45 protein-coding genes, 1 other RNA gene and 1 pseudogene are annotated in these 25,732 nt (G+C 38.4%); 39 read left to right on the forward strand and 8 right to left on the reverse strand.

Going from position 1 to position 25,732, the window contains the following annotated elements; all coding sequences use genetic code 11:
• The first annotated feature begins 56 nt into the window (after window positions 1–56).
• From rapZ to whiA, 3 genes are read left to right on the forward strand one after another with little or no spacing between them, the layout of a single operon-like run.
• Window positions 57–947 carry an RNase adapter RapZ gene (gene rapZ, locus I2F76_RS01225; RefSeq protein ID WP_003017793.1) on the forward strand — a complete coding sequence of 297 codons (891 nt, stop codon included), beginning with the start codon at window positions 57–59 and terminating at the stop codon, window positions 945–947.
• Window positions 944–1,921: a YvcK family protein gene (locus I2F76_RS01230; RefSeq protein ID WP_003017791.1), complete on the forward strand. Its 978-nt coding sequence runs from the start codon at window positions 944–946 to the stop codon at window positions 1,919–1,921. Before rapZ ends, I2F76_RS01230 begins: the two co-directional genes overlap by 4 nt.
• A complete protein-coding gene (whiA, locus tag I2F76_RS01235; RefSeq protein WP_049518483.1) occupies window positions 1,918–2,835 on the forward strand; it encodes a DNA-binding protein WhiA in 918 nt (305 codons plus the stop codon). The genes I2F76_RS01230 and whiA overlap by 4 nt, the downstream gene beginning before the upstream one ends.
• A gap of 298 nt (window positions 2,836–3,133) precedes the next feature.
• Here whiA and I2F76_RS01240 read toward each other — a convergent pair whose 3' ends face one another.
• Window positions 3,134–4,102, reverse strand: a complete 969-nt coding sequence (locus tag I2F76_RS01240; protein WP_195487068.1) for an NAD(P)/FAD-dependent oxidoreductase — start codon at window positions 4,100–4,102, stop codon at window positions 3,134–3,136.
• A gap of 178 nt (window positions 4,103–4,280) precedes the next feature.
• Between I2F76_RS01240 and rpsU the strand changes: the two genes are divergently transcribed.
• Window positions 4,281–4,457: a 30S ribosomal protein S21 gene (gene rpsU, locus I2F76_RS01245; protein WP_000048054.1), complete on the forward strand. Its 177-nt coding sequence runs from the start codon at window positions 4,281–4,283 to the stop codon at window positions 4,455–4,457.
• Window positions 4,458–4,557: 100 nt separating this feature from the next.
• On the opposite strand, the gene mscL is transcribed toward rpsU, so the two are convergent.
• Complete coding sequence (gene mscL / locus I2F76_RS01250; protein WP_049483887.1) at window positions 4,558–4,938, reverse strand: large conductance mechanosensitive channel protein MscL; 381 nt, start codon at window positions 4,936–4,938, stop codon at window positions 4,558–4,560.
• A gap of 215 nt (window positions 4,939–5,153) precedes the next feature.
• Here mscL and dnaG point away from each other — a divergent pair, with 215 nt between their 5' ends.
• The 6 genes from dnaG to ssrA all read left to right on the forward strand — a co-directional run bounded on the left by dnaG (window position 5,154) and on the right by ssrA (window position 10,680).
• Window positions 5,154–6,932: a DNA primase gene (gene dnaG / locus I2F76_RS01255; RefSeq protein WP_049496671.1), complete on the forward strand. Its 1,779-nt coding sequence runs from the start codon at window positions 5,154–5,156 to the stop codon at window positions 6,930–6,932.
• 2 nt (window positions 6,933–6,934) lie between these two features.
• Entirely contained in the window at window positions 6,935–8,044 is a 1,110-nt protein-coding gene (gene rpoD / locus I2F76_RS01260) for an RNA polymerase sigma factor RpoD (RefSeq protein ID WP_021152924.1), read from the forward strand.
• A 174-nt stretch (window positions 8,045–8,218) separates the two neighbouring features.
• A complete protein-coding gene (locus I2F76_RS01265) occupies window positions 8,219–8,548 on the forward strand; it encodes a metal-sulfur cluster assembly factor (protein ID WP_004220168.1) in 330 nt (109 codons plus the stop codon).
• Window positions 8,549–8,716: 168 nt separating this feature from the next.
• Entirely contained in the window at window positions 8,717–9,424 is a 708-nt protein-coding gene (locus I2F76_RS01270) for an ABC transporter ATP-binding protein (protein WP_021152925.1), read from the forward strand.
• Between the two features lie 9 nt (window positions 9,425–9,433).
• Window positions 9,434–10,228: a hypothetical protein gene (locus I2F76_RS01275; protein ID WP_195487069.1), complete on the forward strand. Its 795-nt coding sequence runs from the start codon at window positions 9,434–9,436 to the stop codon at window positions 10,226–10,228.
• A 103-nt stretch (window positions 10,229–10,331) separates the two neighbouring features.
• Window positions 10,332–10,680: a transfer-messenger RNA gene (ssrA, locus tag I2F76_RS01280) on the forward strand.
• Window positions 10,681–10,833: 153 nt separating this feature from the next.
• Here ssrA and I2F76_RS01285 read toward each other — a convergent pair.
• From I2F76_RS01285 to I2F76_RS01300, 4 genes and pseudogenes are all read right to left on the reverse strand, one after another.
• Window positions 10,834–11,916, reverse strand: a pseudogene (locus I2F76_RS01285) (tyrosine-type recombinase/integrase).
• Window positions 11,917–12,044: 128 nt separating this feature from the next.
• Entirely contained in the window at window positions 12,045–12,443 is a 399-nt protein-coding gene (locus I2F76_RS01290) for a DUF4429 domain-containing protein (protein WP_195487070.1), read from the reverse strand.
• Window positions 12,444–12,457: 14 nt separating this feature from the next.
• The gene (locus I2F76_RS01295; RefSeq protein WP_195487071.1) at window positions 12,458–12,838 is read right to left on the reverse strand and encodes an ImmA/IrrE family metallo-endopeptidase; all 381 of its coding nucleotides are present in this window, start codon (window positions 12,836–12,838) and stop codon (window positions 12,458–12,460) included.
• Window positions 12,839–12,849: 11 nt separating this feature from the next.
• A complete protein-coding gene (locus I2F76_RS01300; protein ID WP_049506674.1) occupies window positions 12,850–13,197 on the reverse strand; it encodes a helix-turn-helix domain-containing protein in 348 nt (115 codons plus the stop codon).
• A 303-nt stretch (window positions 13,198–13,500) separates the two neighbouring features.
• Between I2F76_RS01300 and I2F76_RS01305 the strand changes: the two genes are divergently transcribed.
• Complete coding sequence (locus tag I2F76_RS01305; protein WP_009732588.1) at window positions 13,501–13,713, forward strand: helix-turn-helix domain-containing protein; 213 nt, start codon at window positions 13,501–13,503, stop codon at window positions 13,711–13,713.
• Window positions 13,714–13,836: 123 nt separating this feature from the next.
• Here the strand turns inward: I2F76_RS01305 and I2F76_RS01310 are convergent, their stop codons facing one another.
• Entirely contained in the window at window positions 13,837–14,217 is a 381-nt protein-coding gene (locus I2F76_RS01310; RefSeq protein ID WP_195487072.1) for a DUF2513 domain-containing protein, read from the reverse strand.
• A 53-nt stretch (window positions 14,218–14,270) separates the two neighbouring features.
• On the opposite strand from I2F76_RS01310, the gene I2F76_RS01315 reads away from it, so the two are divergent.
• The 3 genes from I2F76_RS01315 to I2F76_RS01325 are packed head-to-tail and all read left to right on the forward strand — an operon-like array spanning window position 14,271 to window position 15,857.
• A complete protein-coding gene (locus I2F76_RS01315) occupies window positions 14,271–15,179 on the forward strand; it encodes a DUF3102 domain-containing protein (protein ID WP_195487073.1) in 909 nt (302 codons plus the stop codon).
• Window positions 15,179–15,601: an ORF6C domain-containing protein gene (locus tag I2F76_RS01320; protein ID WP_195487074.1), complete on the forward strand. Its 423-nt coding sequence runs from the start codon at window positions 15,179–15,181 to the stop codon at window positions 15,599–15,601. The genes I2F76_RS01315 and I2F76_RS01320 overlap by 1 nt, the downstream gene beginning before the upstream one ends.
• Before the next feature lie 10 nt (window positions 15,602–15,611).
• Window positions 15,612–15,857 (forward strand): hypothetical protein, encoded by a 246-nt coding sequence (locus I2F76_RS01325; RefSeq protein ID WP_195487075.1) that lies wholly within the window; start codon window positions 15,612–15,614, stop codon window positions 15,855–15,857.
• Window positions 15,858–15,960: 103 nt separating this feature from the next.
• Here the strand turns inward: I2F76_RS01325 and I2F76_RS01330 are convergent, their stop codons facing one another.
• Complete coding sequence (locus I2F76_RS01330) at window positions 15,961–16,224, reverse strand: hypothetical protein (protein ID WP_195487076.1); 264 nt, start codon at window positions 16,222–16,224, stop codon at window positions 15,961–15,963.
• A 120-nt stretch (window positions 16,225–16,344) separates the two neighbouring features.
• Here I2F76_RS01330 and I2F76_RS01335 point away from each other — a divergent pair, with 120 nt between their 5' ends.
• The 25 genes from I2F76_RS01335 to I2F76_RS01455 all read left to right on the forward strand — a co-directional run bounded on the left by I2F76_RS01335 (window position 16,345) and on the right by I2F76_RS01455 (window position 25,721).
• Window positions 16,345–16,500, forward strand: coding sequence for a hypothetical protein (locus tag I2F76_RS01335; RefSeq protein WP_164978949.1), 156 nt, complete (start codon window positions 16,345–16,347; stop codon window positions 16,498–16,500).
• A gap of 14 nt (window positions 16,501–16,514) precedes the next feature.
• Window positions 16,515–16,793, forward strand: coding sequence for a hypothetical protein (locus I2F76_RS01340; protein ID WP_118228323.1), 279 nt, complete (start codon window positions 16,515–16,517; stop codon window positions 16,791–16,793).
• A gap of 69 nt (window positions 16,794–16,862) precedes the next feature.
• Window positions 16,863–17,303 carry a hypothetical protein gene (locus I2F76_RS01345; RefSeq protein ID WP_195487077.1) on the forward strand — a complete coding sequence of 147 codons (441 nt, stop codon included), beginning with the start codon at window positions 16,863–16,865 and terminating at the stop codon, window positions 17,301–17,303.
• The gene (locus tag I2F76_RS01350) at window positions 17,290–17,499 is read left to right on the forward strand and encodes a hypothetical protein (protein ID WP_195487078.1); all 210 of its coding nucleotides are present in this window, start codon (window positions 17,290–17,292) and stop codon (window positions 17,497–17,499) included. Before I2F76_RS01345 ends, I2F76_RS01350 begins: the two co-directional genes overlap by 14 nt.
• Window positions 17,496–17,807, forward strand: a complete 312-nt coding sequence (locus I2F76_RS01355) for a DUF3310 domain-containing protein (RefSeq protein WP_195487079.1) — start codon at window positions 17,496–17,498, stop codon at window positions 17,805–17,807. The genes I2F76_RS01350 and I2F76_RS01355 overlap by 4 nt, the downstream gene beginning before the upstream one ends.
• Entirely contained in the window at window positions 17,797–18,210 is a 414-nt protein-coding gene (gene ssb, locus I2F76_RS01360; protein ID WP_195487080.1) for a single-stranded DNA-binding protein, read from the forward strand. The genes I2F76_RS01355 and ssb overlap by 11 nt, the downstream gene beginning before the upstream one ends.
• Window positions 18,211–18,222: 12 nt before the next feature.
• The gene (locus I2F76_RS01365) at window positions 18,223–19,122 is read left to right on the forward strand and encodes a phage replisome organizer N-terminal domain-containing protein (RefSeq protein ID WP_195487081.1); all 900 of its coding nucleotides are present in this window, start codon (window positions 18,223–18,225) and stop codon (window positions 19,120–19,122) included.
• On the forward strand, window positions 19,122–19,319 hold the full coding sequence (locus I2F76_RS01370; protein ID WP_129299831.1) for a hypothetical protein: 198 nt from the start codon (window positions 19,122–19,124) through the stop codon (window positions 19,317–19,319). Before I2F76_RS01365 ends, I2F76_RS01370 begins: the two co-directional genes overlap by 1 nt.
• Window positions 19,320–19,338: 19 nt before the next feature.
• Window positions 19,339–19,728, forward strand: coding sequence for a helix-turn-helix domain-containing protein (locus I2F76_RS01375; protein WP_129299832.1), 390 nt, complete (start codon window positions 19,339–19,341; stop codon window positions 19,726–19,728).
• Between the two features lie 12 nt (window positions 19,729–19,740).
• A complete protein-coding gene (locus I2F76_RS01380) occupies window positions 19,741–20,244 on the forward strand; it encodes a MazG-like family protein (protein ID WP_129299833.1) in 504 nt (167 codons plus the stop codon).
• 21 nt (window positions 20,245–20,265) lie between these two features.
• Window positions 20,266–20,712: a hypothetical protein gene (locus I2F76_RS01385; RefSeq protein ID WP_195487082.1), complete on the forward strand. Its 447-nt coding sequence runs from the start codon at window positions 20,266–20,268 to the stop codon at window positions 20,710–20,712.
• Between the two features lies 1 nt (window position 20,713).
• Window positions 20,714–21,190, forward strand: a complete 477-nt coding sequence (locus I2F76_RS01390) for a class I SAM-dependent methyltransferase (protein WP_195487083.1) — start codon at window positions 20,714–20,716, stop codon at window positions 21,188–21,190.
• Window positions 21,191–21,526, forward strand: coding sequence for a hypothetical protein (locus I2F76_RS01395; protein ID WP_195487084.1), 336 nt, complete (start codon window positions 21,191–21,193; stop codon window positions 21,524–21,526).
• A gap of 12 nt (window positions 21,527–21,538) precedes the next feature.
• Window positions 21,539–22,045: a DUF1642 domain-containing protein gene (locus tag I2F76_RS01400; protein ID WP_129299837.1), complete on the forward strand. Its 507-nt coding sequence runs from the start codon at window positions 21,539–21,541 to the stop codon at window positions 22,043–22,045.
• Window positions 22,045–22,200, forward strand: coding sequence for a hypothetical protein (locus I2F76_RS01405; protein WP_164978951.1), 156 nt, complete (start codon window positions 22,045–22,047; stop codon window positions 22,198–22,200). Before I2F76_RS01400 ends, I2F76_RS01405 begins: the two co-directional genes overlap by 1 nt.
• Window positions 22,201–22,228: 28 nt before the next feature.
• Window positions 22,229–22,525, forward strand: coding sequence for a hypothetical protein (locus I2F76_RS01410; RefSeq protein ID WP_129299838.1), 297 nt, complete (start codon window positions 22,229–22,231; stop codon window positions 22,523–22,525).
• Window positions 22,522–23,031 (forward strand): DUF1642 domain-containing protein, encoded by a 510-nt coding sequence (locus tag I2F76_RS01415; protein ID WP_129299839.1) that lies wholly within the window; start codon window positions 22,522–22,524, stop codon window positions 23,029–23,031. Before I2F76_RS01410 ends, I2F76_RS01415 begins: the two co-directional genes overlap by 4 nt.
• A complete protein-coding gene (locus tag I2F76_RS01420) occupies window positions 23,028–23,255 on the forward strand; it encodes a hypothetical protein (protein WP_129299840.1) in 228 nt (75 codons plus the stop codon). The genes I2F76_RS01415 and I2F76_RS01420 overlap by 4 nt, the downstream gene beginning before the upstream one ends.
• Window positions 23,252–23,803: a YopX family protein gene (locus tag I2F76_RS10520; RefSeq protein WP_201089758.1), complete on the forward strand. Its 552-nt coding sequence runs from the start codon at window positions 23,252–23,254 to the stop codon at window positions 23,801–23,803. Before I2F76_RS01420 ends, I2F76_RS10520 begins: the two co-directional genes overlap by 4 nt.
• Complete coding sequence (locus I2F76_RS01430; protein ID WP_129299841.1) at window positions 23,800–24,201, forward strand: hypothetical protein; 402 nt, start codon at window positions 23,800–23,802, stop codon at window positions 24,199–24,201. The genes I2F76_RS10520 and I2F76_RS01430 overlap by 4 nt, the downstream gene beginning before the upstream one ends.
• Window positions 24,202–24,223: 22 nt before the next feature.
• Entirely contained in the window at window positions 24,224–24,367 is a 144-nt protein-coding gene (locus tag I2F76_RS01435; RefSeq protein WP_164978952.1) for a hypothetical protein, read from the forward strand.
• Entirely contained in the window at window positions 24,367–24,504 is a 138-nt protein-coding gene (locus tag I2F76_RS01440; protein ID WP_164978953.1) for a hypothetical protein, read from the forward strand. The genes I2F76_RS01435 and I2F76_RS01440 overlap by 1 nt, the downstream gene beginning before the upstream one ends.
• Before the next feature lie 17 nt (window positions 24,505–24,521).
• On the forward strand, window positions 24,522–24,776 hold the full coding sequence (locus I2F76_RS01445) for a hypothetical protein (RefSeq protein ID WP_129299842.1): 255 nt from the start codon (window positions 24,522–24,524) through the stop codon (window positions 24,774–24,776).
• Window positions 24,777–24,889: 113 nt separating this feature from the next.
• Window positions 24,890–25,105: a hypothetical protein gene (locus I2F76_RS01450; protein WP_129299843.1), complete on the forward strand. Its 216-nt coding sequence runs from the start codon at window positions 24,890–24,892 to the stop codon at window positions 25,103–25,105.
• Between the two features lie 166 nt (window positions 25,106–25,271).
• Window positions 25,272–25,721: a hypothetical protein gene (locus tag I2F76_RS01455; RefSeq protein WP_049472222.1), complete on the forward strand. Its 450-nt coding sequence runs from the start codon at window positions 25,272–25,274 to the stop codon at window positions 25,719–25,721.
• Window positions 25,722–25,732 lie beyond the last annotated feature (11 nt).

The following is a 25,732-nucleotide window of genomic DNA, read 5'->3' on the forward strand; positions in this document are numbered from 1 at the left end:
ACAGAGTGGAGAGCAGGAAACTGTAGGCCACTCTGTTTTATTTATGGGAGGAGAAAATGACAGAAAGTAAGATTCAACTGGTCATGGTAACAGGGATGAGCGGTGCTGGAAAGACCGTCGCCATCCAATCGTTTGAGGATTTGGGTTACTTTACCATCGATAATATGCCACCGGCGCTCTTGCTGAAATTTATTGAGCTCATGCGCCACAGTCCCGATAACAATAAATTAGCCGTTGTTGTGGACATGCGGAGCCGTTCTTTTTTCAATGAAATTCGCACCATTTTGGATGAATTGGACAATCAAGAAGACCTCGATTTCAAGGTCTTGTTCTTGGATGCCACTGATAGTGAGTTGGTAGCACGATACAAGGAAACCCGTCGTAGCCATCCATTAGCGGCAGATGGCCGTGTCTTAGATGGGATTACCCTAGAGCGCGAACTCTTGTCCCCTTTAAAAAATATCAGTCAAAATGTAGTGGATACGACTGAGTTGACACCTCGTAATCTGAGAAAAACCATTGCAGAACAATTTGCCAGTCAAGACAATCAGCCAGATTTTCGGGTTGAGGTCATGTCATTTGGGTTTAAATATGGCCTTCCGATCGATGCTGACCTTGTCTTTGACGTGCGTTTCCTTCCAAATCCCTACTACAAATTGGAACTTCGGAATTTAACCGGTCAAGATCCAGCAGTCTATGATTATGTCATGGATCACCCTGAATCAGAGGAGTTTTACAGTCATCTTCATGACTTGATCGCTCCTATTTTACCGTCCTATAAACGTGAGGGTAAATCCGTTCTCACCATCGCTATGGGCTGTACCGGTGGGCAACACCGTTCAGTAGCCTTTGCAGAGCGCTTAGCGCATGATTTAGAAAAAAATTGGCAGGTCAATTGCAGTCATAGAGACAAGGACAGACGGAAAGAAACGGTGAATCGCTCATGAGAAAACCTAAAGTAACCGTTATTGGAGGAGGAACAGGGATTTCTGTTATCCTCGATAGTCTGAGAAAGAAACCGGTCGATATCACTGCCATTGTTACAGTTGCAGATGATGGTGGGAGTTCAGGTGAATTGCGGAAGAACATCCAAAAATTGACACCACCTGGGGATCTTCGAAATGTGCTGGTTGCCATGTCAGATATGCCTCGTTTTTATGAGAAGGTCTTTCAATACCGCTTTGCAGACGATGATGGACCTTTGGCTGGACACCCTTTGGGAAACTTGATCATTGCAGGGATTTCGGAGATGCAAGGCTCGACCTATAATGCCATGCAGTTGTTAACCAAATTCTTTCATACGACCGGAAAGATCTATCCTTCCAGTGATAGTCCCTTGACCCTTCATGCCGTCTTTCAAGATGGAAAAGAAGTGGTAGGAGAAAGCCACATTGCCAACTACACCGGCATGATTGATCATGTCTATGTGACCAATACCTTCGATCAAGAGCGGCCAAAGGCTAGTAAGAAAGTGGTGGAAGCTATTCTTGAAAGTGATATGGTCGTCTTAGGTCCTGGTTCGCTCTTTACCTCGATCCTTCCAAATTTGATGATCGATGAAATTGGGAAAGCCATCCTTGAAACCAAGGCTCAGGTAGCCTATGTTTGTAACATCATGACCCAAAGAGGAGAAACCGAGCATTTCACAGACAGTGACCACGTTGCCGTTCTCCATAAACATTTGGGAGAGAAGTTCATCGATACCGTCCTTGTCAATATCAATCAGGTTCCCGCAGCTTACATGAACAGTAACAAATTTGATGAATACTTGGTGCAGGTAGAGCACGATTTCAAGGGGCTGCACTCGCAAGTTCCCCAAGTGATTTCTTCTGATTTCTTGAAGTTGGTCAATGGAGGAGCCTTTCATGATGGCGAAAAAGTGGTCGAAGAGCTGATGCAGATCGTGCAGGTGAGAAAATGAGTTTTACGGTTCGTGTAAAAGAAGAATTATTGTCTCTCAAGCGATTTGAAAAGAGTGAATTGGCTGCCATTATCAAGATGTCTGGAAGTCTTGGGATTTCAATGGGGGGCTTGACGCTCTCGGTGACGACAGAAAATGCCAAGATTGCCCGCCATATCTATGAATTGTTGCATCATTTCTATGAGGCCAAATCGGATATTCGCCACCACCAAAAAACCAATTTGAAAAAAAATCGTGTCTATACAGTATTCTTGGATGAAAAGGTGGAAGAGATTCTGGCTGACTTACATTTGGCAGATGCCTTCTTTGGGATTGAGACAGGTATTGATGCTAGTGTTTTAGAAGATGAAGCAGCTAGTCGTGCTTATCTTCGGGGGGCATTTCTGTCGAGTGGTTCCATCAAGGATCCTGAAAAAGGGAAGTACCAGCTGGAAATTCATTCTGTTTATACAGACCACGCGGAAGGAATTGCCCTTCTCATGCAAGGATTTTTACTAGATGCAAAAACCATCGAGCGGAAAAAAGGAGTGGTGACCTATCTGCAACGAGCGGAAGATATTATTGATTTTCTCATTGTAGTAGAGGCCATGCAAGCCATGCAGGAATTTGAGTCTATCAAGGTCATGAGAGAGACGCGCAATGACCTCAATCGGGCCAATAATGCCGAGATGGCCAACATTCAGCGGACAGTCACAGCTAGCATGAAAACCATTAATAATATTAGTAAAATTGTGGATACGGTCGGTCTAGGAAGCTTACCAAGTGACCTGCAAGAAGTTGCCTATATCCGGATGAACCATCCAGATTATTCCATCCAGCAGATCGCTGATAGTTTGCAAAAACCTATTTCAAAAAGCGGTGTCAATCACCGCTTGCGTAAGATCAATAAGATCGCAGACGATTTAGACAAATAAAAAAGGCCAAAGGCCTTTTTTAGATTGAAGAAACTATTTTAAAGTAAAATAAGTTAATCGATTCTAAAAGTAAGTAAAAATGAGTTCCTATTTTTAGAATGAATCAAGAAAATACAAAAACTTTCCGCTGTGAGAAAAGTGCCTGAAACATATTGTTTCAGGCACTCGGAATTATTGAGCCCTTGGGCTCAATAATTAGTCATGGAACTTCTACGAAGTTCGCTGACGTCCGTACTCACTTAAGGAAAGTTTTTTAAAAAGACTTTATCCTCATTATGAAAGGCCAAAGGCCTTTTTATTATAAACTGGTTGAGTGCGTCGGTTGAACTTTTTTATCTGGATAGATGTAGTTGATGGCATTGTTTACGGCTGTTGGAGCTTCCCCCAGGCCTGTAGCGATGAGATCGATCTTTCCTTCATAGAAGCAGCAGTCTCCACAAGCATAAATTCCAGGAAGGCTAGTTTCTTGCTTTTGGTTCACCTTGATTTTATGGCGTTGCAATTCTACACCCCATTCTTTCAGGTTTCCAATAGAAGATTTAAAGCCATAATTGACGAATAAGTGATTAATCGGGATGAGTTCGGTTTCATCGGATTTGACTTTTGTGATTTCAAGGTGAGTGGCATGGCCATTTTCGCCAATCAAGCGACTAGGGACAAATGGTGTTTTGATACTGACAGAAGATTGTTTGAGCTCTTCTACACTGTGTTCGAGGGCACGGAAGTTGTCCCGACGATGAACGATTGTAGTTGGAGCAATCTTTTCAAAAGCAAGAGCCCAGTCCACAGCAGAGTCCCCACCACCAAGGACGGTCACCTGCTGTCCTTCATATTGCTGGATGTTTGAAACATGGTAGTGGACGTTATCAAAGTCTTCAGCTCCCTCAATGTCAAGGGCACGTGGTTTAAAGGCACCGCCACCCATAGCAATGATGACTGCTTTAGACTGATGTACTTGGCGAGAAGTAGTGATAGTGAAGAGGTCACCTTCTTTTCGAATATCCTCTACAGTTTCATTGAGGAAGATCGGCGTATCAAACCGTTTGACTTGCTCGATCAAGCGGTTGCTCAATTCTTCACCAGTCAAATTGGTAAAGCCAGGTACATCGAGGATACTCTTTTCTGGATAGAGAATAGCTGGTTGCCCTCCCAGTTGAGGTAAGGAATCAATCAGTTTGACTTTTACTTGGCGCATATTGCCATAAAAAGCAGCAAACAGACCAACTGGTCCGCCTCCAACAATTGTAATATCATAAATTTCTGACATAGTATCTCCTTCAGGGTTTTCTTTGTTTCCATTGTATCATAAAATGGGAAGAATGAAAAAGTTGGAAAAAGAAATGATATGAAGGCTAGGAGGGCTAGAAAAGTTTCAAAAGATCTTGACAGCGTCCTTAAAGTGTGATAAAATGATTAAGATTTTAGGCTTGAAGGGAGTGAAAAATATGTCAAAAACAGTAGTACGTAAGAATGAATCTCTTGACGATGCTCTTCGTCGTTTCAAACGTGCGGTTACTAAAGCTGGTACTCTTCAAGAAACACGCAAACGTGAATTCTATGAAAAACCTTCTGTAAAACGTAAACGTAAATCAGAAGCAGCTCGTAAACGTAAAAAATTCTAATTGAATACAAGAACAGACTTCGGTCTGTTTTTTGTTTTTATCATCCGTTAAAGACAAAAAAACCGATCTTCTAGCTAGAAGATCGGATCTTTTTATCTGATTATTTGTTTGCAAGCAAGTCGCGGATTTCAGCAAGCAACTCTTCTTGAGTAGGAGCAGGAGCTTCTTCTTCGACAGCTTCTTCTTTTTTACCAAGGTTTTGAGCTTTTTCAGCAGCTTTCACTACGAAGAAAAGAACAGTACCAACAACAAGGAAGTTGATCACAGCGCTCAAGAAGCTACCGTATGCAACACCGTTCCATGACAAATTAGCAATCTTATCAACACCGGCAGCTTTCATAGCTGGTTTCAAAATAAGTGGAGTGATGATATCGTTAACAAGTGATGTTACGATAGCTCCAAATGCAGCTCCGATAACGACTGCTACAGCAAGGTCAACAATATTCCCACGAAGGAGAAAAGCTTTCAAATCTTTTAACATATCCTAAATATGTCCTTTCATAATAATTTTTTACTTTGATAGTATAACGGAAAAATATTCGACTGACAAGGAATATGCCTCATTTTTTTAAAATTAGTGATAAAGGTTGAAAATCTTTTCTTTTATGTGTGAAATCGGTAGGAAAAAATTTACTTTTACTAACTTTTAGTATAAAATATAAAGTGATAATCTATGGTAAAATGGAGGCACTGTTTATGGTTGATAAAGAGCTGATTGCAGAAATTAAAAACAGTGTAAACATTGTTGAAGTTATTGGAGAAGTTGTTTCTTTGACCAAGGCTGGCCGTAATTTTTTAGGGCTCTGTCCTTTTCATGGTGAAAAGACTCCTTCTTTTAATGTCGTTGAAGACAAGCAGTTTTACCATTGTTTCGGATGTGGTCGCTCGGGAGATGTCTTTAAGTTTATTGAGGAATACCGTGGAGTCGCTTTTATGGATGCGGTCCAGATCGTAGCAGAAAAAGCGGGTATTGCGCTTCAGTACCAAGCAAGGCCGGCTCAACCAACGTCTATCAATCCCAACCAAGAACTTTATGAGATTCATCAGGAAGCCAGTAAGTTCTACCAGGCGATTCTGATGACGACAAAGATGGGAGAAGAAGCGCGAAATTATCTGTATGAACGTGGATTGACGGATGAGGTCATCCGACATTTTCAATTGGGCTTAGCCCCAGCAGAAGGGAATTATCTCTATCGAAATCTCTCTGAGAAGTTCTCTGAGAAAGTGATTACCGATTCGGGGTTATTCACAATCTCAGATGCTGGAACAGTTTTTGATGCCTTTCAGGATCGGATTATGTTTCCTTTGACGGATGATAGTGGACGTGTCATTGCTTTTTCTGGTAGACTGTGGAAACTAACGGATGATGGCAGTCATCAAGCCAAGTACAAGAATAGTCGAAGTACCCGTCTATTTAATAAGAGTTATGAACTTTATCATTTGGATCAAGCTAAGACGAGCGCCAAAAAGCAACATGAAATGTATATCATGGAAGGCTTTATGGATGTCATTGCGGCTTATCGAGCTGGGATTGAAAATGCAGTCGCCTCTATGGGGACAGCCTTGACACCAGAGCACGTCCAGCACCTGTCTCATTTTACCAAAAAGGTCATTTTGACCTATGATGGGGATAAGGCGGGACTTGAAGCAACCGCTAAGGCCTTGGATGTCTTGCAGGATCTGGAGTTGGAGATCGTCCGTATCCCTGATCAGATGGATCCCGATGAGTACCTCAAAAAGACCTCCCCAGAAGATCTAGCTTCCCTCTTGAAGAATTCGCGGATCAGTAAGGTTGAATTCTTGATGCACTACTGGAAACCCCAGTATATTGAGAACTTACAGGCACAGATTGAGTTTGTCGAGAAGCTGGCACCGATGATCGCCCAGACGCGCTCCATCACAGCGCAAAACACCTATATTTATAAGTTGGCAGATTTATTGCCAGACTTTGATTATTTGCAGATTGAGCAGATTGTCAATAATTGTCGCTTGCATCAACGGCAGGAGGATCAAAGTGGTGGACGATCAAGAACGTCGAATTTTTCAGTCGATCTCCTGCCTAATCGTGGGATGACGCGCTTGATCAAGGCGGAAAATCATTTATTAAGTAGGATGAAAGATTTTCCAATGGTGCTTAATGATTACCGTTTGCGACCTGATTTTGTCTTTGACACACCGGAGTTACAGATCTTGTACCAATTACTCTGTCAAAATGGAGAAGTCACATCTCAGGATTTGTCCGAGCAACCTGAAGGGGTCCAGCACGCCTGGTACCGGATGGTAGAAGAAGATTTGCCAGAAGAGATAGCGGATGGTGAATTAGAAGAAGTGGAAGAAACGCGAAATCGTGAGCTTCTTCGCAAAGAAAGTCAACAAATTGGAAATAAAGTGAAGGAAGCTTCCTCGACAGGGGATGCGGAAAAAGCTTTATTGGAACTCGAGCGTTTGATCGCTCAAAAAAGAAGAATGGAGTAGGAATGGCTAAAGAACAAAAAGATATTACAACATTGGACGTTCAAATTGCAGAGTTTATTCGCAGCCACAAGAAAAGTGGAACTGCAACAGATGATGAAATTAATGACAAGTTGGTTATTCCATTCACACTAGATGCAGATGGGATTGAAGATCTTTTGCAACGGATTCAAGATGCAGGAATTTCGATCACGGATAAAGATGGTAACCCAAGTGCGCGTGTGTTGAACAATGAAGAAGAGCCAGAATTGTCAGATGAGGAATTGCTTGGAAGCAACTCTGCCAAGGTCAACGACCCAGTACGGATGTACTTGAAAGAAATTGGGGTTGTTCCTCTTTTGACAAATGAAGAAGAACAAGAATTGGCTATCTTAGTGGAACAAGGTGACTTGGAAGCCAAGCAACGTCTTGCAGAAGCCAACCTTCGTTTGGTTGTATCCATTGCGAAACGTTACGTTGGTCGTGGAATGCAATTTTTGGATTTGATCCAAGAAGGAAATATGGGCTTGATGAAGGCCGTTGATAAGTTTGACTATACCAAAGGGTTCAAGTTCTCTACCTATGCTACTTGGTGGATTCGTCAGGCTATCACTCGTGCCATTGCAGACCAAGCACGGACCATTCGGATCCCTGTTCACATGGTGGAAACCATTAACAAGTTGGTTCGTGAACAACGCAATCTCTTGCAAGAATTGGGACAAGACCCAACGCCTGAACAAATCGCTGAACGCATGGATATGACGCCTGATAAGGTGCGTGAAATCTTGAAGATTGCCCAAGAGCCTGTTTCTTTGGAAACGCCAATCGGGGAAGAAGACGATAGCCATTTGGGAGATTTCATCGAAGATGAAGTGATTGAAAATCCAGTAGACTACACCACTCGTGTGGTTCTACGTGAACAATTAGATGAAGTCCTCGATACCCTGACAGACCGTGAAGAAAACGTCCTTCGCTTACGTTTCGGTTTGGATGATGGGAAAATGCGGACCTTGGAAGATGTGGGTAAAGTCTTCAACGTGACCCGTGAACGGATCCGTCAGATCGAAGCCAAAGCCCTCCGCAAACTCCGCCACCCAAGCAGAAGCAAACCATTGCGTGATTTTATTGAGGATTAAAAATGTCCGGGGGACATTTTTAACGGTCGCCTAGAAATGAAGAAGCGACCTAGGTCCAGTGGACATTTTTAACGGTCGCCTAGAAATGAAGAAGCGACCTAGGTCCGGGGGACCTTTTTAACCCGAGCCAAGCAATTCTATCGAGAGTAACATAACAAAAAAAGGAAGTGTCATATGGCATATACAACTGAGCAAATTGAAGAAATTAAAAATAAAATCTTAAATGCTTTGGAAGAGGTAATCGATCCTGAGCTTGGGATTGACATTGTTAATTTAGGTCTTGTTTACGAGATCCATTTTGATGGTGAAACTGGAGCGACCATTATTGATATGACGCTAACGACCATGGGATGTCCATTAGCGGATCTTCTGACAGATCAGATTCATGATGTTTTAGCAGAAGTAGAAGAAGTGACGTCTGTGGATGTGAAGTTGGTCTGGTATCCTGCTTGGACGGTTGAAAAAATGAGCCGCTATGCACGGATTGCACTTGGAATTAGTTAAAAATTCTATTCATGAAAACAAGAGGTTAGGGGCTTCCCTAACCTCTGATTTGTTTACACCTGTATTTTTGAACAACCATTTTCAAATTCTTAGCAAATTTTCAGATAAAGTTGCAATCATCAAGAGGACAAGGTATAATAGCATAAATAGAAAATAAAGGAGATTTACATGAATCAGTATCCTTTGGTCTACTTGGACCATGTGACAAAGAATTATGGGCATGAAGTTGCTCTCATGGATGTTAGTTTGAACATCCAACCTGGCCGTATTATTGGCCTTTTGGGGCCTAATGGTAGCGGGAAAACAACCATCATTAAATTGATTAATGGTTTGTTGCAACCAAGCCTTGGAAATATCTATATTCATGGTCAATTACCATCCCCAGCTTCTAAAAAAGTTGTTTCCTATTTGCCGGATACGACTTATCTGAGTGAAAATATAAAAATTAGTGATGCTATTAGCTATTTCCAAGATTTTTATTCAGATTTTAATGTCCAACGAGCTTACCAATTGCTCAACGATTTGCATTTGCATCCAAATCAAAAATTGAACAGCCTTTCAAAAGGGAACAAGGAAAAAGTACAATTGATTTTGGTGATGAGTCGTGAAGCTGACTTGTATGTCCTTGATGAACCAATCGGTGGGGTCGACCCAGCAGCGCGTGATTATATTTTGCGGACCATTATTCAAAACCGACGTCCAAACTCTTCTGTCTTGATTTCTACTCACTTGATTGCGGATATTGAGCAAGTTTTGGATGAAGCGATTTTCATCAACCAAGGAAGAATCCTCTTGCATGAAAATACGACTGTTTTGCGCAATCAACACGGAAAATCAATCGATGAGATCTTCCGTGATCAATTCCGTGTTTATTAGGAGGACCCCATGTTTGGTAAATTATTAAAATATGAATTTAAATCGACAGCTAAGTGGTATTTATTGATCACCCTGATCGCACTAGGTTTGTCAGTGATTACAGGTGTTATTGGTGGAAGTGCTACAAACGGTTTTGTGGATATGGAAACCAATAGTATGCAAATCATAACGGGGACTCTTGGGATTCTCATTTTTGGAGGAGTCATTGGTCTTTATCTTAGTAACTACTATATTATTATTCGTCGTTTCTATTCCAACTTATACGGACGTGAAGGTTACTTGACCTGGACCCTTCCAGCTAGCCCTCATGCGATCATTTTGTCTAAATTTGTGGGAGCTTTAGTAGCGAGTCTTTACTGCCTATTCCTTCTATTTTTTAGTGGTTTTATCACAATTATTGTGATGGGCGCTGTCATTGGACAAGACCTCTCTCCTGTATTTAGTATTATCGCTGAGGCTTTTAGTCATTCTATTGCTTATTGGATTATCATCTGGTGGATTTTTACCACAGCTTCAGGAATCTTACTATTTTATGTATCAATCGCACTTGGCCAACTCTTCCAAAATCGTCGTGGATTGAAGGCTATTCTGTTTTTCTTTCTCTTGTGTATTGTGTTAAGTATCATCGGTACAGCAGTCAATCCATTAAAAGATTCATATGCTGTCGGATATGCATTGGTTTATGGAAATATTGATGATTTGGGAGCAAACTTCATTCCAGGTCTCATCTATGAAGTCATTAAGATTGTTTCTATGTACTTCACCATTCACTATATCAGCAAATATAAGTTGAATCTTCAATAAGAACAGTTAATTGAACAAGGAGCTCCCCAGTGGAAGCCTTCTTGTTCAATTTTTTTCTTTTGCATTTTTAGATACATTTTGATATACTAATTGTATTCGTTTTGGGGTCGTTACGGATTCGACAGGCATTATGAGGCATATTTTGCAACTCATCTAGCGGATGTAAAACGCCAGTTAAATATAACTGCAAAAAATAATAATTCTTACGCTTTAGCTGCCTAAACACCAGCAGGCGTGACCCGATTCGAATCGCTCGTGTTTGATGACAGGTCTTAATTTTAGCGAGATACGATCTAGCTTTGTCTAGGAGTTAGATAAGAGATTGATAGACTCGCAACTACAGGGCTTGAGTTATGTGTCATGTAGCTGTTAAAAGAAAACATAACCTATGGTTGTAGACAAATATGCTGGCAGGTGTTTGGACGTGGGTTCGACTCCCACCGGCTCCATATATACTTTCTAAAACTTCTTAAAACTTCCCAAAACATTGATAATTCAATGTTTTTTATTTTTATACTTTCTATTCTTTCCCATACCTTTTTGAAATGAACAGACCCAAAAACAGACCTTTTTTTGAAAAGAGTCTGTCCTGATAGCTGATGGGTTTAAAAATCTATATAATTAGCAAATTTCTCACCAATATCATCCTTGGCTTGCTTGGTGATATGTGTGTAGACATTCATGGTTGTCTTGAGATCACTGTGTCCTAGTCGATGCTAGACCTGCTTCAATGTCATTCCGGCTTCAAAGCATAGGCTGGCATGCGTATGCCTAAAACCGTGAATCTTGATAGGTCTTACCTCAGTCCCTTTGACAATCTGCAAAAGCCATTTTCTTGGTAGTGAACTAGGAATTGGCTTTCCTTCAGGACTTTCAAAAATGAAAGTGGTAGTAGGATTCATTTTTCTGTACTCTGATAGCAGATCAATTGTCCTTTGATCAAGGCTAATCAGTCGGACACTACTCTTGTTTTTAGTAGCCCCCACAGATTCGCCCTCAAATCCTCTTGTAATGGCCTTATTTATGTTCAAGGTGTTATCTATCCAGTCAGTCCATTTGAGAGCTAAAATCTCCCCTTTTCTGGCCCCTGTGAACGCAAAAAGACGGAACATGACTTTCTTTTTCAGATCATCCGTATCATCCACTAATTTCATGAATGATTTTAGCTCATCTTTATCATAAAAATCACTAGAAGAATCACTCTCTTTTTTGACAAGTGTGGTCACGCTATCAACAGGATTGGCTGAAATATAGCCATAACGGATGGCATACTTGAAAATGTTATTCATCAGACCTTTCAACTTGCGCCCATATACCAATTTTCTGGACCATTCATTGACCTGCTCCTGCAATTGAAGAGGAGTGATGGAAGCTATTTTTTGACCACCAAAGACAGGATAAATGTGATTTTTGATATTTCTTTCAGTCTTGATATAGGTGCTGTCCTGAACAGTGTCAGCATACTCTTTGAGCCATTTCTTTGCAACTTCCTCAACTGTAATTTCTTTCTTTGCTTGCTCCCCATTTTCCAAATCATCTTGAAGTTGTAGGAGTGCTGCCCGTGCCTTTGCTTTGCTTGGAAATCCTTGACGCTTCACGTACTTATCTTTTCCGTTTTCCTTACCTACATAGATCCGAAATCCGTAGGCCATTTCACCATTCTTCTTTTTATAAGATTTAATTTCCATTGCCTTTTCCCTCATTTATTGGTACAATAGGCATAGTGAAAAGGGCTTTTTCAAGCCTATTTTTACGCCTTAACAGTATCCCTGTACTCTACGCCCCAAATGTCGAGTGCAGGGCTTTTTTGTTTGTCTTAACTCTTTATCAGTGCTTCCTCAATAGCATTCTTGATTTCTAATATTTTAGCCTTATCTTCTTTGTTGAACGTGATTGTATTTTCATCTTTCACAGCGTCAAACACTCCACCTTTAGGCTCAATACTGCCAGGAAAAATCAATTGAAGATAGCCTACTGTTTTACCCGGTTCTTTCAATTGGTAAGCAGTAATCTTTGATAGTAGTATAGATTTTTCCCCATCTAAACCTTGCAATAAAGCATTGCTGATTGTATTTTGTCGAGCTATGCGAATGAAATGATCATCAATTCTTACTAGAGTTTTTTGATTAGCAAAGAAAAATGTCTTCTCATTTTCAGTAGATTCAAAAAGTTGAATTTCTTCTGATTCATCGTGTTTCTTTCCAAAAATAGCCATTATTTTTCTCCTTTTTAACTAATTAGTGAATTATATTCGTCTTTGACCATCGTTTCACTTGCGATGGTCTTCAGGCTGTATTTCTCCATAAAATGCAGATAATTGAAATCTCTTACATCATCCATCAATTTCAGCTCTTCTTCAAGCAAGTGATGGATCATGCTTCTGTCAGCTTGTAATTCGCAAAGCTCTCTGTTCAGCTCATATTGAACCGGAGTATGTTCTTTATGTCCTAACTCGTGAAGAGCTACTTGTTTTTGATCTTCTACTGACAAATTAAAGTCCAGTGCTAGAACATTCAGCGCAGGATTAAAGAAGCCAGGGCTGTGCCAATTACTTCCATCAAAGTAGCAGAGATTCACACCTTCCTTGGCACAAAGCTCTTGTACTGTCATATAGTATACCTCTATTTATTTTTCAAATGCGCCTCCAGAACTGCTGTAATGAAATCTATGTCATCTTCTGTCAATGGTTTCCCATCAAATAACATAGATTGCGCAGCAATATCTCTGAGGTCCAATGGTGCAGAAGCATCACCATCTTTCGCAATGTTTGGATTTTCCGTGCGTCCCAAGAGGTAGTCGGTGGACACATTAAAATAATCAGCGATTTTTTGGAGATTATCAGCTTTCGGATTTCCCTTTTTCATACTATAAAGATAATTTGTACTAAAATTTAGTTTTTCTTCTAATTGGTTAAGCGAAATTCCTTGCTTTTGGCAAAGTTCTTTAATTTTATCGAACGTCGAAAACATTGATATATCAACCTTTCTAAGATACGACAAAAAATATTTAAAATTAATTCTAAAAACTATTGACAAAAATTAGAATTAGTTTTAAAATAGTTTTTGTAAAGTAAAAGAGTTAGCAAAACAACATATAAAATCTTTTAAAAAAATGACAGCTTTGGCGAGCGAGAATCATTAAAGATAAAAGGTTTTAAGATGTCTTTTAACTATGCCTTAATTTTAGAATTAATTTTAAAAAATGTCAAGGAATTTTATAAAGTTTTTAACTAATTCTTTTACTGTTTTACAAAAAAGCAGAAAGGAGCCGATATGATGAGCCAGCAACATAAGCGATGGAATTCATTAGTAGAGGAAGCTCTCGAAAAAAGAGGGTGGTCACGATCAGACTTAGCGACTGTCGTAGGTGTAAGTCCAGCTACAATAACTCAACTTTTCAAAGAAGGAAAAGGTAGCGATGACTTAAAACTTCGCATTAACAAAAAATTGCGAATCAATGAGTCATGGGAAAAATTTGAGGAGTAGGAGAAAAGAATGAAAGAACTAAAAATAAGAAAAGACGGCATTTATTTGAATAACCAAAAATTAAATGGTGTGTAAGCAATCAAAACAAAAAGCACGGCTGAAAGCAACCATGCTACTGTTTACTTAAGATTTACCGCCAAGTTGATTTGAAATGAGGTTGGTAATAACTTGTGATGAAATATCTTTCAGAACATCCAGTGAAAAAGAGCCGACACTTTTGGCAATTTCCTTTGTTTTACTCCAGTTATTATCTTGACGTATATCATTAATGAAACGATGACCATAAGGTGATAGATCCTCAATGGAGAAACCTCCAAAATAGTGTACTACTTTGAGGAATAATCCGCTGTATTCGCATTGTCGTACATGGTAGAGGATTTCTTCTCGAGAATATTTTGGAGTAAGTTCTTTGAAAATCGTTTCTTCAGAAACATCATTTGAATACGTCGCATTATTTTCTACAACAAAAAGAATATCTCGAATACAATCGGGATTTAGTCTCATAACTATCACCTCGTTTTATTTTTATTATACCAAATTTAGAAAGGAAAAAGCGTGTGAACGAAATAGCTTTATCAAATAATCTATCTCAGATAGAACTTGAAATCAGTCATCACAAGCAAATAGCTGGCCAGTCGATTTGGGAAATCGGCAGACGCTTGAACCATGTGAAAGAGCACAATCTGGTACATGGGGAATTCATGGATTGGTACACTAACCTTGGAATTGACAAAGATTTTGCTAGTAAATCAATGAAGATAGCAAAAGAACTTCCAAATTTCGAAACGTTACGAAATTTAGGAACAACAGCACTTCATCTGATTGCAACTCTTCCAGAAGAAGAGAGAGAGGAGCAGATTCAACGTATTGAAGATGGTGACACCCCAACAGTACGTGAGCTTCAGGAAGTTAAGAAAAAACTTCAACTCAGCCAACAAGCAAACAAACTTCTAAGGGACGAGAATGAGAAAATCAAGTCTTCAAAGACCGAAGTCAAGGAAACCATCAAGGAAGTCATCCCGGACGATTACAAAGCCACACAGGACCTAAACAAGCAGTTGCTGGAAAAGAATAAGGAACTCTCTAAAACCGTGAAATCCATGGAAGAACGCTCCGAATTCATTGAAAAACAACTGGCTGACACACTGGCCCAGCGTGAAGAGGTCGATAAGAAATCTGCTCAGTACGATGAATTGACTCGAGCGATTGAAGAATCGAAAGGGCAACTCAACAGCGTACAGAAGCAAATCTCAGCCTACAAGAACATCACAAGCCTATTGCAGAAGGGTAATGACTTTTTAGCAAGCATGGGCGGTCTAATCTACGCAGACGAAGAGAAAGTTCTGAAAGCAGACGGAATCATCCGAAATGAATTTGATAGTTTTATCAGCCGAGGTCTTCGATTTTTTAACGACCTAAACGATATCCGCAAAGAAAGCAACATTTTAGAAGGAGAATTTGAATAATGAATGAAGTGATAATTCAACCTACCGAGTTAGTGGTAGAAGACGCAATGATCCATGCGCTCCAGGAATTAAAAAAGCTGAAAGAAGGCCAGTCCATCTTATCAGCTGATGTTGATTATCTGAAAAATGAGCAACCGGTCAACCCTTCGGTCTGTCTAGCATTGGAAAAAATGCGTAAGAAAAAAGTCGTGGCATTGCTAGGTGGTAAAGACAGCCAGGCATACCGTGACCGACATTTCGCACAATCCGTATTTTCACAGGCTGCTAAAGACTTCAAGGACTATTTCCGAATTCCACGCTACGACTTATTGAAGCGCAAGGACGAGGAAAAAGCTTTCGACTATTGGGATAGTTGGGAGCCATCAGCAAATACCAAACTTGAAATAAAAAATCGTAATGGACAGATGAGTTTAGTCGGGTAGGTAGAAACAAATGAGCGAACCTTTAAAAAAGACATTGCAAATCGAAAATCTAGAAATTAAGATCAGCAGTGATTCTAGCATACCTCACGTTATTTTAAATGGAGTTGATTTTCAAGCTGAAGATATCGGTTTACAAGCATTATATATTTTTTATGGAACAAGAAAGGACGGAAATGGCAAAACTGTGATTCAAGTCGAATTCATTAATGGTCGGGAACGTCCTCGAGAGATATCAATATATCAGAAAAATTACTAAAGGGGGATGAAAATGAAATTTAAAAAAGAACTTGTTAAAAAACAAGTCCTTAGTTCAGAAAATGGTAAAGTTCTTTTTAATCTAGAATCTGGGACGTTCATTATTAAAAAGTCACAATAACTTCACCATCAACAGTTTTGAAGTTAGGTTTTTTATTGGCCCAGATTTCAAACGTCTCACTTTTATGCAGAATAACTAGACCATCTTCATAAACCACAAACAAGTCTATGAATGTCTTGTTATCTGTTGAAGTTGCAAATTTCAAAAGAGCTTTCGACTTTGTTTCTATTCTTTTGATTTCCGAGCTTGAAAAACGGTGGGATAAAAATCCTACTTCATCCGGTAACATCTGATTAATTAAAACCATAAGATTCCTCCTTTCATAAAAAAATGACAGACGATTTTCATAAGGAGTAAGAGGTCTTATTTAATCGTTTATGTCAATAGTAAGTTAACACAATAATATAGAAAGGTCATCGGTCTTGAGATGGATTTTGAAGATGAAATTATAAAGTTATCTGACTGGCTAATTGAACAATCAGAAACTTATAGTGAAGCTTTGATTAAGTTACAAAAGCTCACAAAAGATATAGCTCACGAAATAATTTTAAGAGCTATAGAACAAAAGAAAAATAAAGAATAGGAAGGATTTTAAAAATGGTCCTAGAACTATTTGGAACAGAATTTAAAGATAAACTCTTTGAAGAACTGGTTTCACTCAACATCAAAGCTATGGAAGAAGCTAAGCGCAGATCAAGCAGACATATTACATGGGTGCCGATCAAACAGCTACAGGAAGCAACCGGATGGGGTAGAACTAAGCTAGAAGAGTGGAGAGACCAAGGGAAATTTCAATTCCAACAGTCCGGAAAGGGCGGGAAGTATCTCTACAATTTGGAAGATGTTCAGCGATTCTGTCGAAGCTTGCAAAAATAAAAAAGCGCCTTGAGAAAGGCACTTTGAAAGAACTACGAACTAATTATAACACAATTTGAAGGAGAAGAAATGGATCCTATTAAAAGATTATTAAAATTGATGGAATGGCAAGACGCCAATCGCCCGCTAAAAGTAGAGGAAAAAGCCAAATTGATGAAATTGCCAGATAACGAATTTGAAGATAAACTTCATCAGATGGCTCTGGATTTTAAGAATGATGGGGTGATTAGAGTGAGCTTAAAACAATTAAAATTTACTGTTTTATCACTTACAACACTATTCTTATTATTTGCAGGCGCAACAATGAAAATCATGTACGAACAAGAACAACACATCAAGGATCTAGAAAATGCGGTCCAAATGAACTTTGAAAGTACAGGTCATTGGGCCGAAAGTATCGAAAAAATCAAAGAGACCAATAAGGCTCAAGATGTGATGATCAACAAATTCAACCGGGAACTTTTCCCGCAAAAAGAAACAAAAGAGGTAGAAGAAAATGACAACAATTGAAATTATTTTAGCAGTAGCTCTTGTAACATACATTTTACTTTCAGTATTCGCAATCTATGTGATGCGTGAAGTAATCGTTCGCCAAAAGACAAAAATGAAGTATTACAAATCAGCAAAATATCAGCGTGAAATGTGGAATAAGAGAATGTCAGAAATTCATCAAAAAAGAACAGTGAAAGGAATGTCTGAATTATGAGCGATAACGTACACACTCCAAAACACTACCAGGGGCGGAATGGTCTCGAAGCTATCGAGGTCCATCGCAATTTTATGAATGATGAGCAGTTGACCGGATATCATCTCGGTAATCTCATCAAGTATGTGCTCCGCTATCGTCGGAAAAATGGTATCGAAGATTTGGAAAAAGCCAAGGTGCACATGGACTGGCTAATTGAAAAAGAAAAAGCTATGCTACTTCAGCAAAAAGCACAGACAAAGGAAAAAGCAACGCTAGACGCATTGGCAAAGGCATGTACATTGATTGGAGGTAAAAATGATCAATAATGTTGTACTTATCGGTCGTCTGACTAGAGATGTAGAACTTCGATACACTCCTCAGAATCAAGCGGTCGGGCAGTTCACACTTGCTGTGAATCGGAATTTTAAAAACCAAAATGGTGAATATGATGCTGACTTTATCAACTGTGTGATTTGGGGCAAGTCGGCAGAGAACTTTGCAAACTGGACCAAGAAGGGTAACCTTGTCGGCATCACCGGTCGTGTCCAGACTCGCAATTATGAAAATCAGCAAGGGCAGCGTGTGTATGTGACAGAAGTGGTTACTGAAAGCTTTCAGCTTCTTGAAAAACGTGACAATTCAGCCAATCAGAATTCAATGGCTGAGCAGATGCCACCTTCATTCGCAGGAAATCCAATGGGTATCAAGGATGATGATTTACCATTTTAGGAGGTGATGAGAATGTCGGACAACAAAAAATATTACTACCTAAGAGTTAAAGAAAATTTCTATGACAGCGATGAAATGATCATTCTAGAAAGTATGCCAGATGGCTTTCTATACTCTAACATTTTAATCAAACTTTACCTCCGCAGTTTGAAAAATAACGGTAAGTTGATGTTCAATGATCGAATCCCATTCAATTCTGAAATGCTTTCAAAAATAACAAGGCATCCTGTGGCAGTAGTAGAAAAAGCTGTCAGCATTTTCAAGGAAATGAACCTAATTGATGTTTTGGACAATGGTGCTATTTTTATGCTAGACATTGAATCATTTATTGGAAAATCGAACACAGAAGCTGATAGAAAGCGTGACTATCGCAGAAGAATTGAGAAGGAAAAACAAAAAATATTATTGGGACATTTGTCCGGACAAATGTCGGACGAACATCCACCAGAGTTAGAGATAGAGATAGAGAAAGAAATAGAGATAGATATAGAGAAAGATTTAGAGAAAAATACGCTCAAAATCATCGTAGATGAATATCAGTCTCGTATTTCACCAATTGATGGAATCCAATTTGAAACTTTAAAAGAATTCATCACTCTGGATGGTATGGAACCAGATGTAGTCTTAAAAGCTATCAGTTTAGCCGCTGACAATGGTAAAAGAAATTTCAGCTATATTAGAGCTATTTTGCAAAATTGGAAAAATGATGGATTGTTATCAATTGCAGCAGTAAACGAACGAGAACGGAAGTTTCAGGAAAGCAAAACAAAAGGACAACCAACAAAGCAACAATCAAACGTTCCAGATTGGTCAAAACCAAATTATACCAATCAAACAAGTGATCGAGAGAAAAAAGCTTTGCAGGAAGCAAAAAATAAAATGCTACAGAAATTAGAACAGGATGGGAAGTAATGTTTATTTTAAAACATGAATCAAAACAAGCAAAACCATTTGTAAAATCTGTAGTGATTGGGACCACTGGTTTGGATGTATCTTTCTCTGAAGAAGCGAAAGCAATGAAATTCGCATCTCGTGGGGTAGCAATTCAGGTAGGAAATGCTTTAAGAAAGTCATTCGGTACATTCTATCCAGTAGAAATTGATAATTAAAAAGGAATTGCAATGTATCATGTCAGGCTATACCAAAAATCAGATAGAACATTTCAAAGAGCAACTCAAACTCTTAATGAAAAGCCATAACTTAACAGCTAGAAAATTGTCCGAAGAAATAGGCTACTCAATGACTACAATAAGCAGTCTATTGACTGGCCAAAAAAAAGTACACGAACGTCACATACTACTGATTTGCCAATATTTTCAAATCGGAGAGAACTCTCTCATGGGTGATGCGGATGAGTTAGCTGATTATAAGCTATATGAGAACGGACGTTATTTATGTACCGGATCATTGAAGAAGTTAAGCAAAATTACAGGGAAAGATAAATTGCTATTGAAATTCTATGCAGATTTAAACAAAAAAGGCAAAGAGACTGGCAATTTAAAACTTGTGAAAAAATAGAAAGAGGTAAAAATGGAGAATTTAATTTTAAACAAAGTAAAAAAATGGTTTATTGATCGAGATATAGAAAACGGGGGCCGGCTAGATAAACAGTCCTTAAAATTAAGTGAGGAATTTGGCGAGTTATGTGCAGGATTCTTGAAAAAGAATGAAGCACTAACAAAAGACAGCGTTGGTGATTGTGCTGTTGTTATCGTAGGGCTTGCATTATTAATCAAGGAAGATGTGCACAGTATCTTTAAGAGCGCAGATAGTGTTAGACCAAAAGAAGCAATGGACTGCTTCAAACTGCTAAATGCCAATATTAGTGAATTTCAGCTATCTCAAGATTTAGCAAGTAAAAAAATGTGTCGCCACAACCTTGTGCGCATTGTAGCCTACTTGAAATCAATCAGCAATATTTTGGGTTATGAATTTCTGGAATGCTTCACTGGGGCCTATAACGAAATCAAAGACCGAAAAGGCAAATGGATTGATGGCTCATTCGTAAAAGAAGAGGATTTGCCGAATATATAAAAAGCAAGGAAGGAAAAGATAATGCCAAATTGGGCCAAAGGATCTCTTAAATTAAGAGGAAGAAGCGAAAATATTGCATCAGCATTAAAAGAAATGCTATTAAACGACACTGTGACGCTAGAAGATGAATATGATGGCACTCTGCTTAAATTCAATAACACAGCTCCCTATTTTTACATTAATAACACAAGACGAGCATTTATTGATCAAAAACAAATAGAAGTTTGGCTTGAAGAAAAATTTTGTATCGTTGAACTGGATAATTTCAAGCAAGCATGGAGTGCTATTCCAGAAAATTATAAAGAAATTTCAAGCAAGTTTGATGTTGACATTAAAATTTTTACATTTGAGTGTGGCATGGAATTCACTCAGGAAATTGAAATTTCAAAAGGTGAAATTATCAAAGACGTTTGTTATGAATATGATGATTATCAGTGGGAAGTCCCGTTTAGCAATTTAGGAGGATAAAATGACAGAAGAAATTAAAATACTTGACGCTTGTTGCGGTAGTCGGATGTTTTGGTTTGATAAAAATGAAAGCCATACAACTTTCATGGATATCAGAAAAGAAAACTTTGAAATACACGGTAAAAAAGTCAACGTACATCCTGATGTTATTGGCGATTTCCGTGATATGCCATTTGAAAATAATACTTTTAATTTGGTTGTTTTTGATCCACCTCATTTAAAATGGGCTGGACCTAATTCGATAATGAAAGCCCAGTATGGACAACTTGATAAAGACACTTGGTCTGAGGATTCGGCTAAAGGTTTTGAAGAGTGCATGCGTGTTTTAAAAACAGGGGGAACGTTAATTTTTAAGTGGTCTGATTGCCAGGTAAATGTAAAAGAAATACTAAAGGTCATTCCATTTAAACCTTTGTTTGGACAACGAAGAGGAACAACCCACTGGATGACGTTCGTAAAGTTTGAGGAGGTGGAATAAATGGGAGAACTTATGTATTGGGTGATGTTCTTAGCTTGTGTGTCAGTCCTGGTAATGGCGACATTTGTAATGTTTTATCAGCGTCAAATTAATATTGATTTAAGAAATAAATATAATGATTTAGTGCGAGAACTAAACAATAGTTTCGGTTGGGAAGAATGGAATTGGGCGAATAATTTCAGAGAGTATGCTCGAAAAGTTGATTCCCTAGAAAATTTTAGGATTGATATTGAACGGCTTGAAATTATCAAGAAAGCATTAGACGCCCAAAAGCTAGAAGAATTACAAAAACGTAAAGAGCTAGTTGAACGTGAAATCAAAAAGCTTGAAAGTTGAGGAGGTGGAAGAATGAATAAGCAAGAATTAATCGGGAAAATCAAGAGTGCAGAAACTTTATATTTATCTTCCGGTCCATCCATCGGAAAGAAATTGATCTTAGACTTAGTCAAGCAGCTAGACGAACCAAAAGAAAGAGTTACGCTTCCTCGTCCGGTGGCGAACTGGATCTCTTGCGTGAGAGGACAAAACAAGACTTTACATTTTGCGCTAGAAAATGCACCCGAAGAAGTAAATTTGTGGTTTTGTGAAGATGAAAAGAATCGGCAAAACGTATTCGCTGACGCTTGGGTTAACGGATATCATATCGAGAAAGAAAAACAATATATCGTAGCGGTTAAGAATATCGATAAAAATTGCAAATATCTTAAATGGAACGTTTTACAGAAATATTGGTATATCGGCAATGACAATAACACGTTAGATCTTCGCTCACATCACACAATGGAAAAGCTGCAAAAAGGCGGGTTCGGTGATGTGTTCACAAATCCACTCTTTGAAGTTGAGGAGGTAGATTAATGGGATTTATTAGTTGGTTAACTTTGATATTAATAACTTTGAAATTGTTAGGTGTAATCTCTTGGAGCTGGTTCTATGTCTTTATGCCTGCAATAGCTGACCTAGTAATTTCTGTTTTGATTTTAGTGGTAGCTAAAATGATATGGGATAAGTAGGATTTGTTGTGTGAAAGCGAGGAGAAAAATGGCTAATGCAAAACGAACATCAGACATAACTGTGGCACTTTATGAATGGAATAAGTTAACAACAAGGAATATTGCTGAAGATGAAAAGGAATATTTTCATGATGGCATTGAATTTATTTGGGAAGGCAAAACTCCAGAAATTGATGAAGAAGTCCTTGTCTATAATCCAAGCACACAAAAGATATACACTGATATATGGGTTGATTATGGGGAAGGAATTGGTTTTGAGGACACTGATGAAGACACAGTATTTTGGATGAGTTATCCGAAACCACCAAAGGAGATGGAAGAATGAATAAACAAGAGTTGATTGAACGGATAAAAGGTTTAAAGAATCTTTTCGGTAACAAGGCAGAATATATTGAGATAGACGCAGCAATTAAACTTATTGAACAACTAAACGAACCGCAGAAGACGGTAGTACCGCAGTTTGTTGCGGATTATATTAAATATGCTATAGAGAATGATTGGGATTTTCAAGATTTATTTAAGTGTATAGAAGACGAAGAAGATGAAGAACTTCTGAGATGGGTTTATCACGAACGTAATCAAGAAACACTTGCTGCCGCTTGGATCAATGGCTATACAGTCGAGAAAGAGAAGCGGTATCTGGTGAAGATGAAAAACTTGAGAGCTCTGTTTTGCTATTTGGCATATATTCTAGATGAAGGTTATTGGACTTTTATGGCTAGCGGGGGGGAAAGTATTGTTATAAAACACACCCGCAAAGAGCTTGAAAAAGCTGGGTTTGGTGAAGTGTTTAATAGTCCGCTGTTTGAGATTGAGGAGGTGGAAGAATGAGTAGATTTGAAATCTATTTATCCAAAAACGACCTTGAACATATTGCTAACGGTCATGACATCAAAATCAAAATCAACGGTAAAATATTTTTGACAACAAATGAACTCATTTTGAAGCCTGCACTGCTGAATGATGTTATGGCTCCGATATTGAATTATAAAAACAAAATAATCGATACTGAACAGCAAAATATTGTTAATAGTTTCACAGAAGGTGCAAGATGATTCTAAAATTTAGAGCATATGACAAGACCGACAAGAAAATGTATTTAGTGGATGAAATTAATTTTAACCGTGGTGAATTTGAATCTATTGGGGACGGGATCACATTTTTACGTAGGGCGGATAAAGTTGAACTCATGCAATCAACAGGACTTGAAGACGCAAACGGTAATGAGATATTTGAAGCAGATGTTCTGAGAAACAATGCGCAAGAATATATATTTCTTGTAAGATATGATTATGACAATTGCAGATGGTTTGGTGAAGGTATTACAATAAATACCAGAATAGACATAACAAGAGACATTCTCAAATACTACTCAAAAATTGGGAATCGTTGGGAAAGCCCTGAATTGTTAAAAAAAGAAAAACGCTACAAAGTGAAAATAAAAGCATCCGGTCAATACATCATGAGAGATCCTGATGAAGATGCAATTTATTTTTACAGTAGTAAAGCTTATTCAAAACTTACAAAGAAGAAATTGGAACAAGCTGGATTTGGTTGGGTCTTTGATTGTGAAGGAATTGAATTAGAGGAGGTAAAGGAATGAATTACAAAGTAACAGTAGATGGTAAAGAAATTGAATATGGTGCATTGGTTGAAAAATCACGTTTTTCAGAAAAAGAATGGTCTGCTATCTATGCGGAAATTGTGAAACAAAATCAGCCAGAAGTGTTTGAAAGCAAGAAAGCAGATACTGACTACATAGATGCCTTTGGTTCTTTAATTGCTCTTGAGGAGCGCTATGAAGCGTTGCTTGAGTTGTTACCACAGGATGAATTTTCTTATGCTGGGACACATCCAAAATGGGTAGCTGATGCAGTTGTAGAAAATACATTAAATAAAGAAGACACGATAAACGACATATCTGATTTTCTTGAACAATGCTCGACTCTAAGAGAATTGCAGGACAAGCTGATGGAATATTTTGATTTACAAGATTGCTAAAAAAAGTCGAGGAGGTAACAGAATGAAACGACCAAACAAATACCCATATACACGAAGCCAGTGGGAAGAGACAACGACGGCAGTTTATTCGTATAACAACGGAGAATATGAACTGTTTAGAGGTCTTGAAAACAAATTCACGGGAGAAATAGTAGAGGTGAAATAATGGAAGAGATTATCATGGCTTCATTGCCTAATAAAGAATTAAATCGTTTGATTAAAATTGAAATTGCTGTTGAGACTTTAATTGAGAATGGAGTTCTTGACGAAGATGTATTTAACCAGTATTTGAATGAAGCATAAGAGGAAGAGGTAGAAATATGATAGAAAAATTATTGATCACAGTTTTTGTTTGTTTGTCTTTTATAACACTATCGGGGTGTGGAAATAAAGATATTCTTGGAACAACTTTTACTTTCAAATACGCAAAAGTCAGACTAGTTGACGGACGAATTGTCGAAGGTGAAGTACAGCAATGGGCAAAATATGACGAACAAGATAGTATTCGTGTGACTTTCGAAAATGGCGAGGTATATTACACTCACTCAAGCAACGTAACACTGTATAACAAATAGATGGGAATTAACATGGACCTACAAAACTTTATCTATTTATTATTCGGCCTAGTCTGGCTCTCTGGTTTGATCTGGGCCAGTGTGATAGCGTTTAAAAACAGAAAGGAGAAATGATGAGTTTGGATAATGTACATATACCAATACGAGCGAATAGAATTCTATCTATTGCCCAAATAAATGGCAAGCTAGAGATAGCTATACTTGGGGAAGAGTTTTTTGAAACAGATTCATACTTTGAAGATCTTCACGATGCAGTGCTGCCATTTGACAATATAAGAGATTTAAAGCGTATTATTGATCATATCATTGATGTGGAGGACAATAAATGAGGGTATATGTTGTTAGGAAATACCATGGACGTTCAAGTTGGAGCGATCCTAAACATTCAGCAAAGTATACAGAGAAAGAATTCCGTGCTAGATCCGAGGCACTTGCTTATCGTGAAAGTTTAGGATTGAATGGAATTATAGAAGTATACTGCAGGGAGGATAGTAAATGAATCTAAGAAGTCGGTTTGGGTATTTAATTTTGGCTTTGCAACAGTATCCGTTTGAAAAAGAAATCAAGGAACGAATCGAAGAAATAGAAGTGCCTTGGAAACCAACCGATCCAAATACAGGAATCAAAAGTAATAAGGTAATGACACCGAAAGCCCTGGCCGATATTATCAAAAAAGAATCGGATCCAGAACTACATCGTCTCGAATTACTTCGAGAGGCAATCAGCACTATCAAAATTCTAACACCCGAAAAACAATGGGCTGCAATCAAAGAGGTTTACATCGATGGAACTCTGACAGTGGAAGGGGCATCAATTAAATACTTGCACTGTAGTAAGTCTCTTGCCTACAAGGAAGTGATCGAGCCATTTTTTAGTGGGCTTGAAAAGAAAATCTATGAACTATCTGTGAACACTAAAATTAATATTAATTTGGAAAAAAGTTAAAAATACAGTCG

The organism is Streptococcus parasanguinis, assembly GCF_015557775.1.
In the GTDB taxonomy this organism is placed as follows: Bacteria; Bacillota; Bacilli; order Lactobacillales; family Streptococcaceae; genus Streptococcus; species Streptococcus parasanguinis_AA.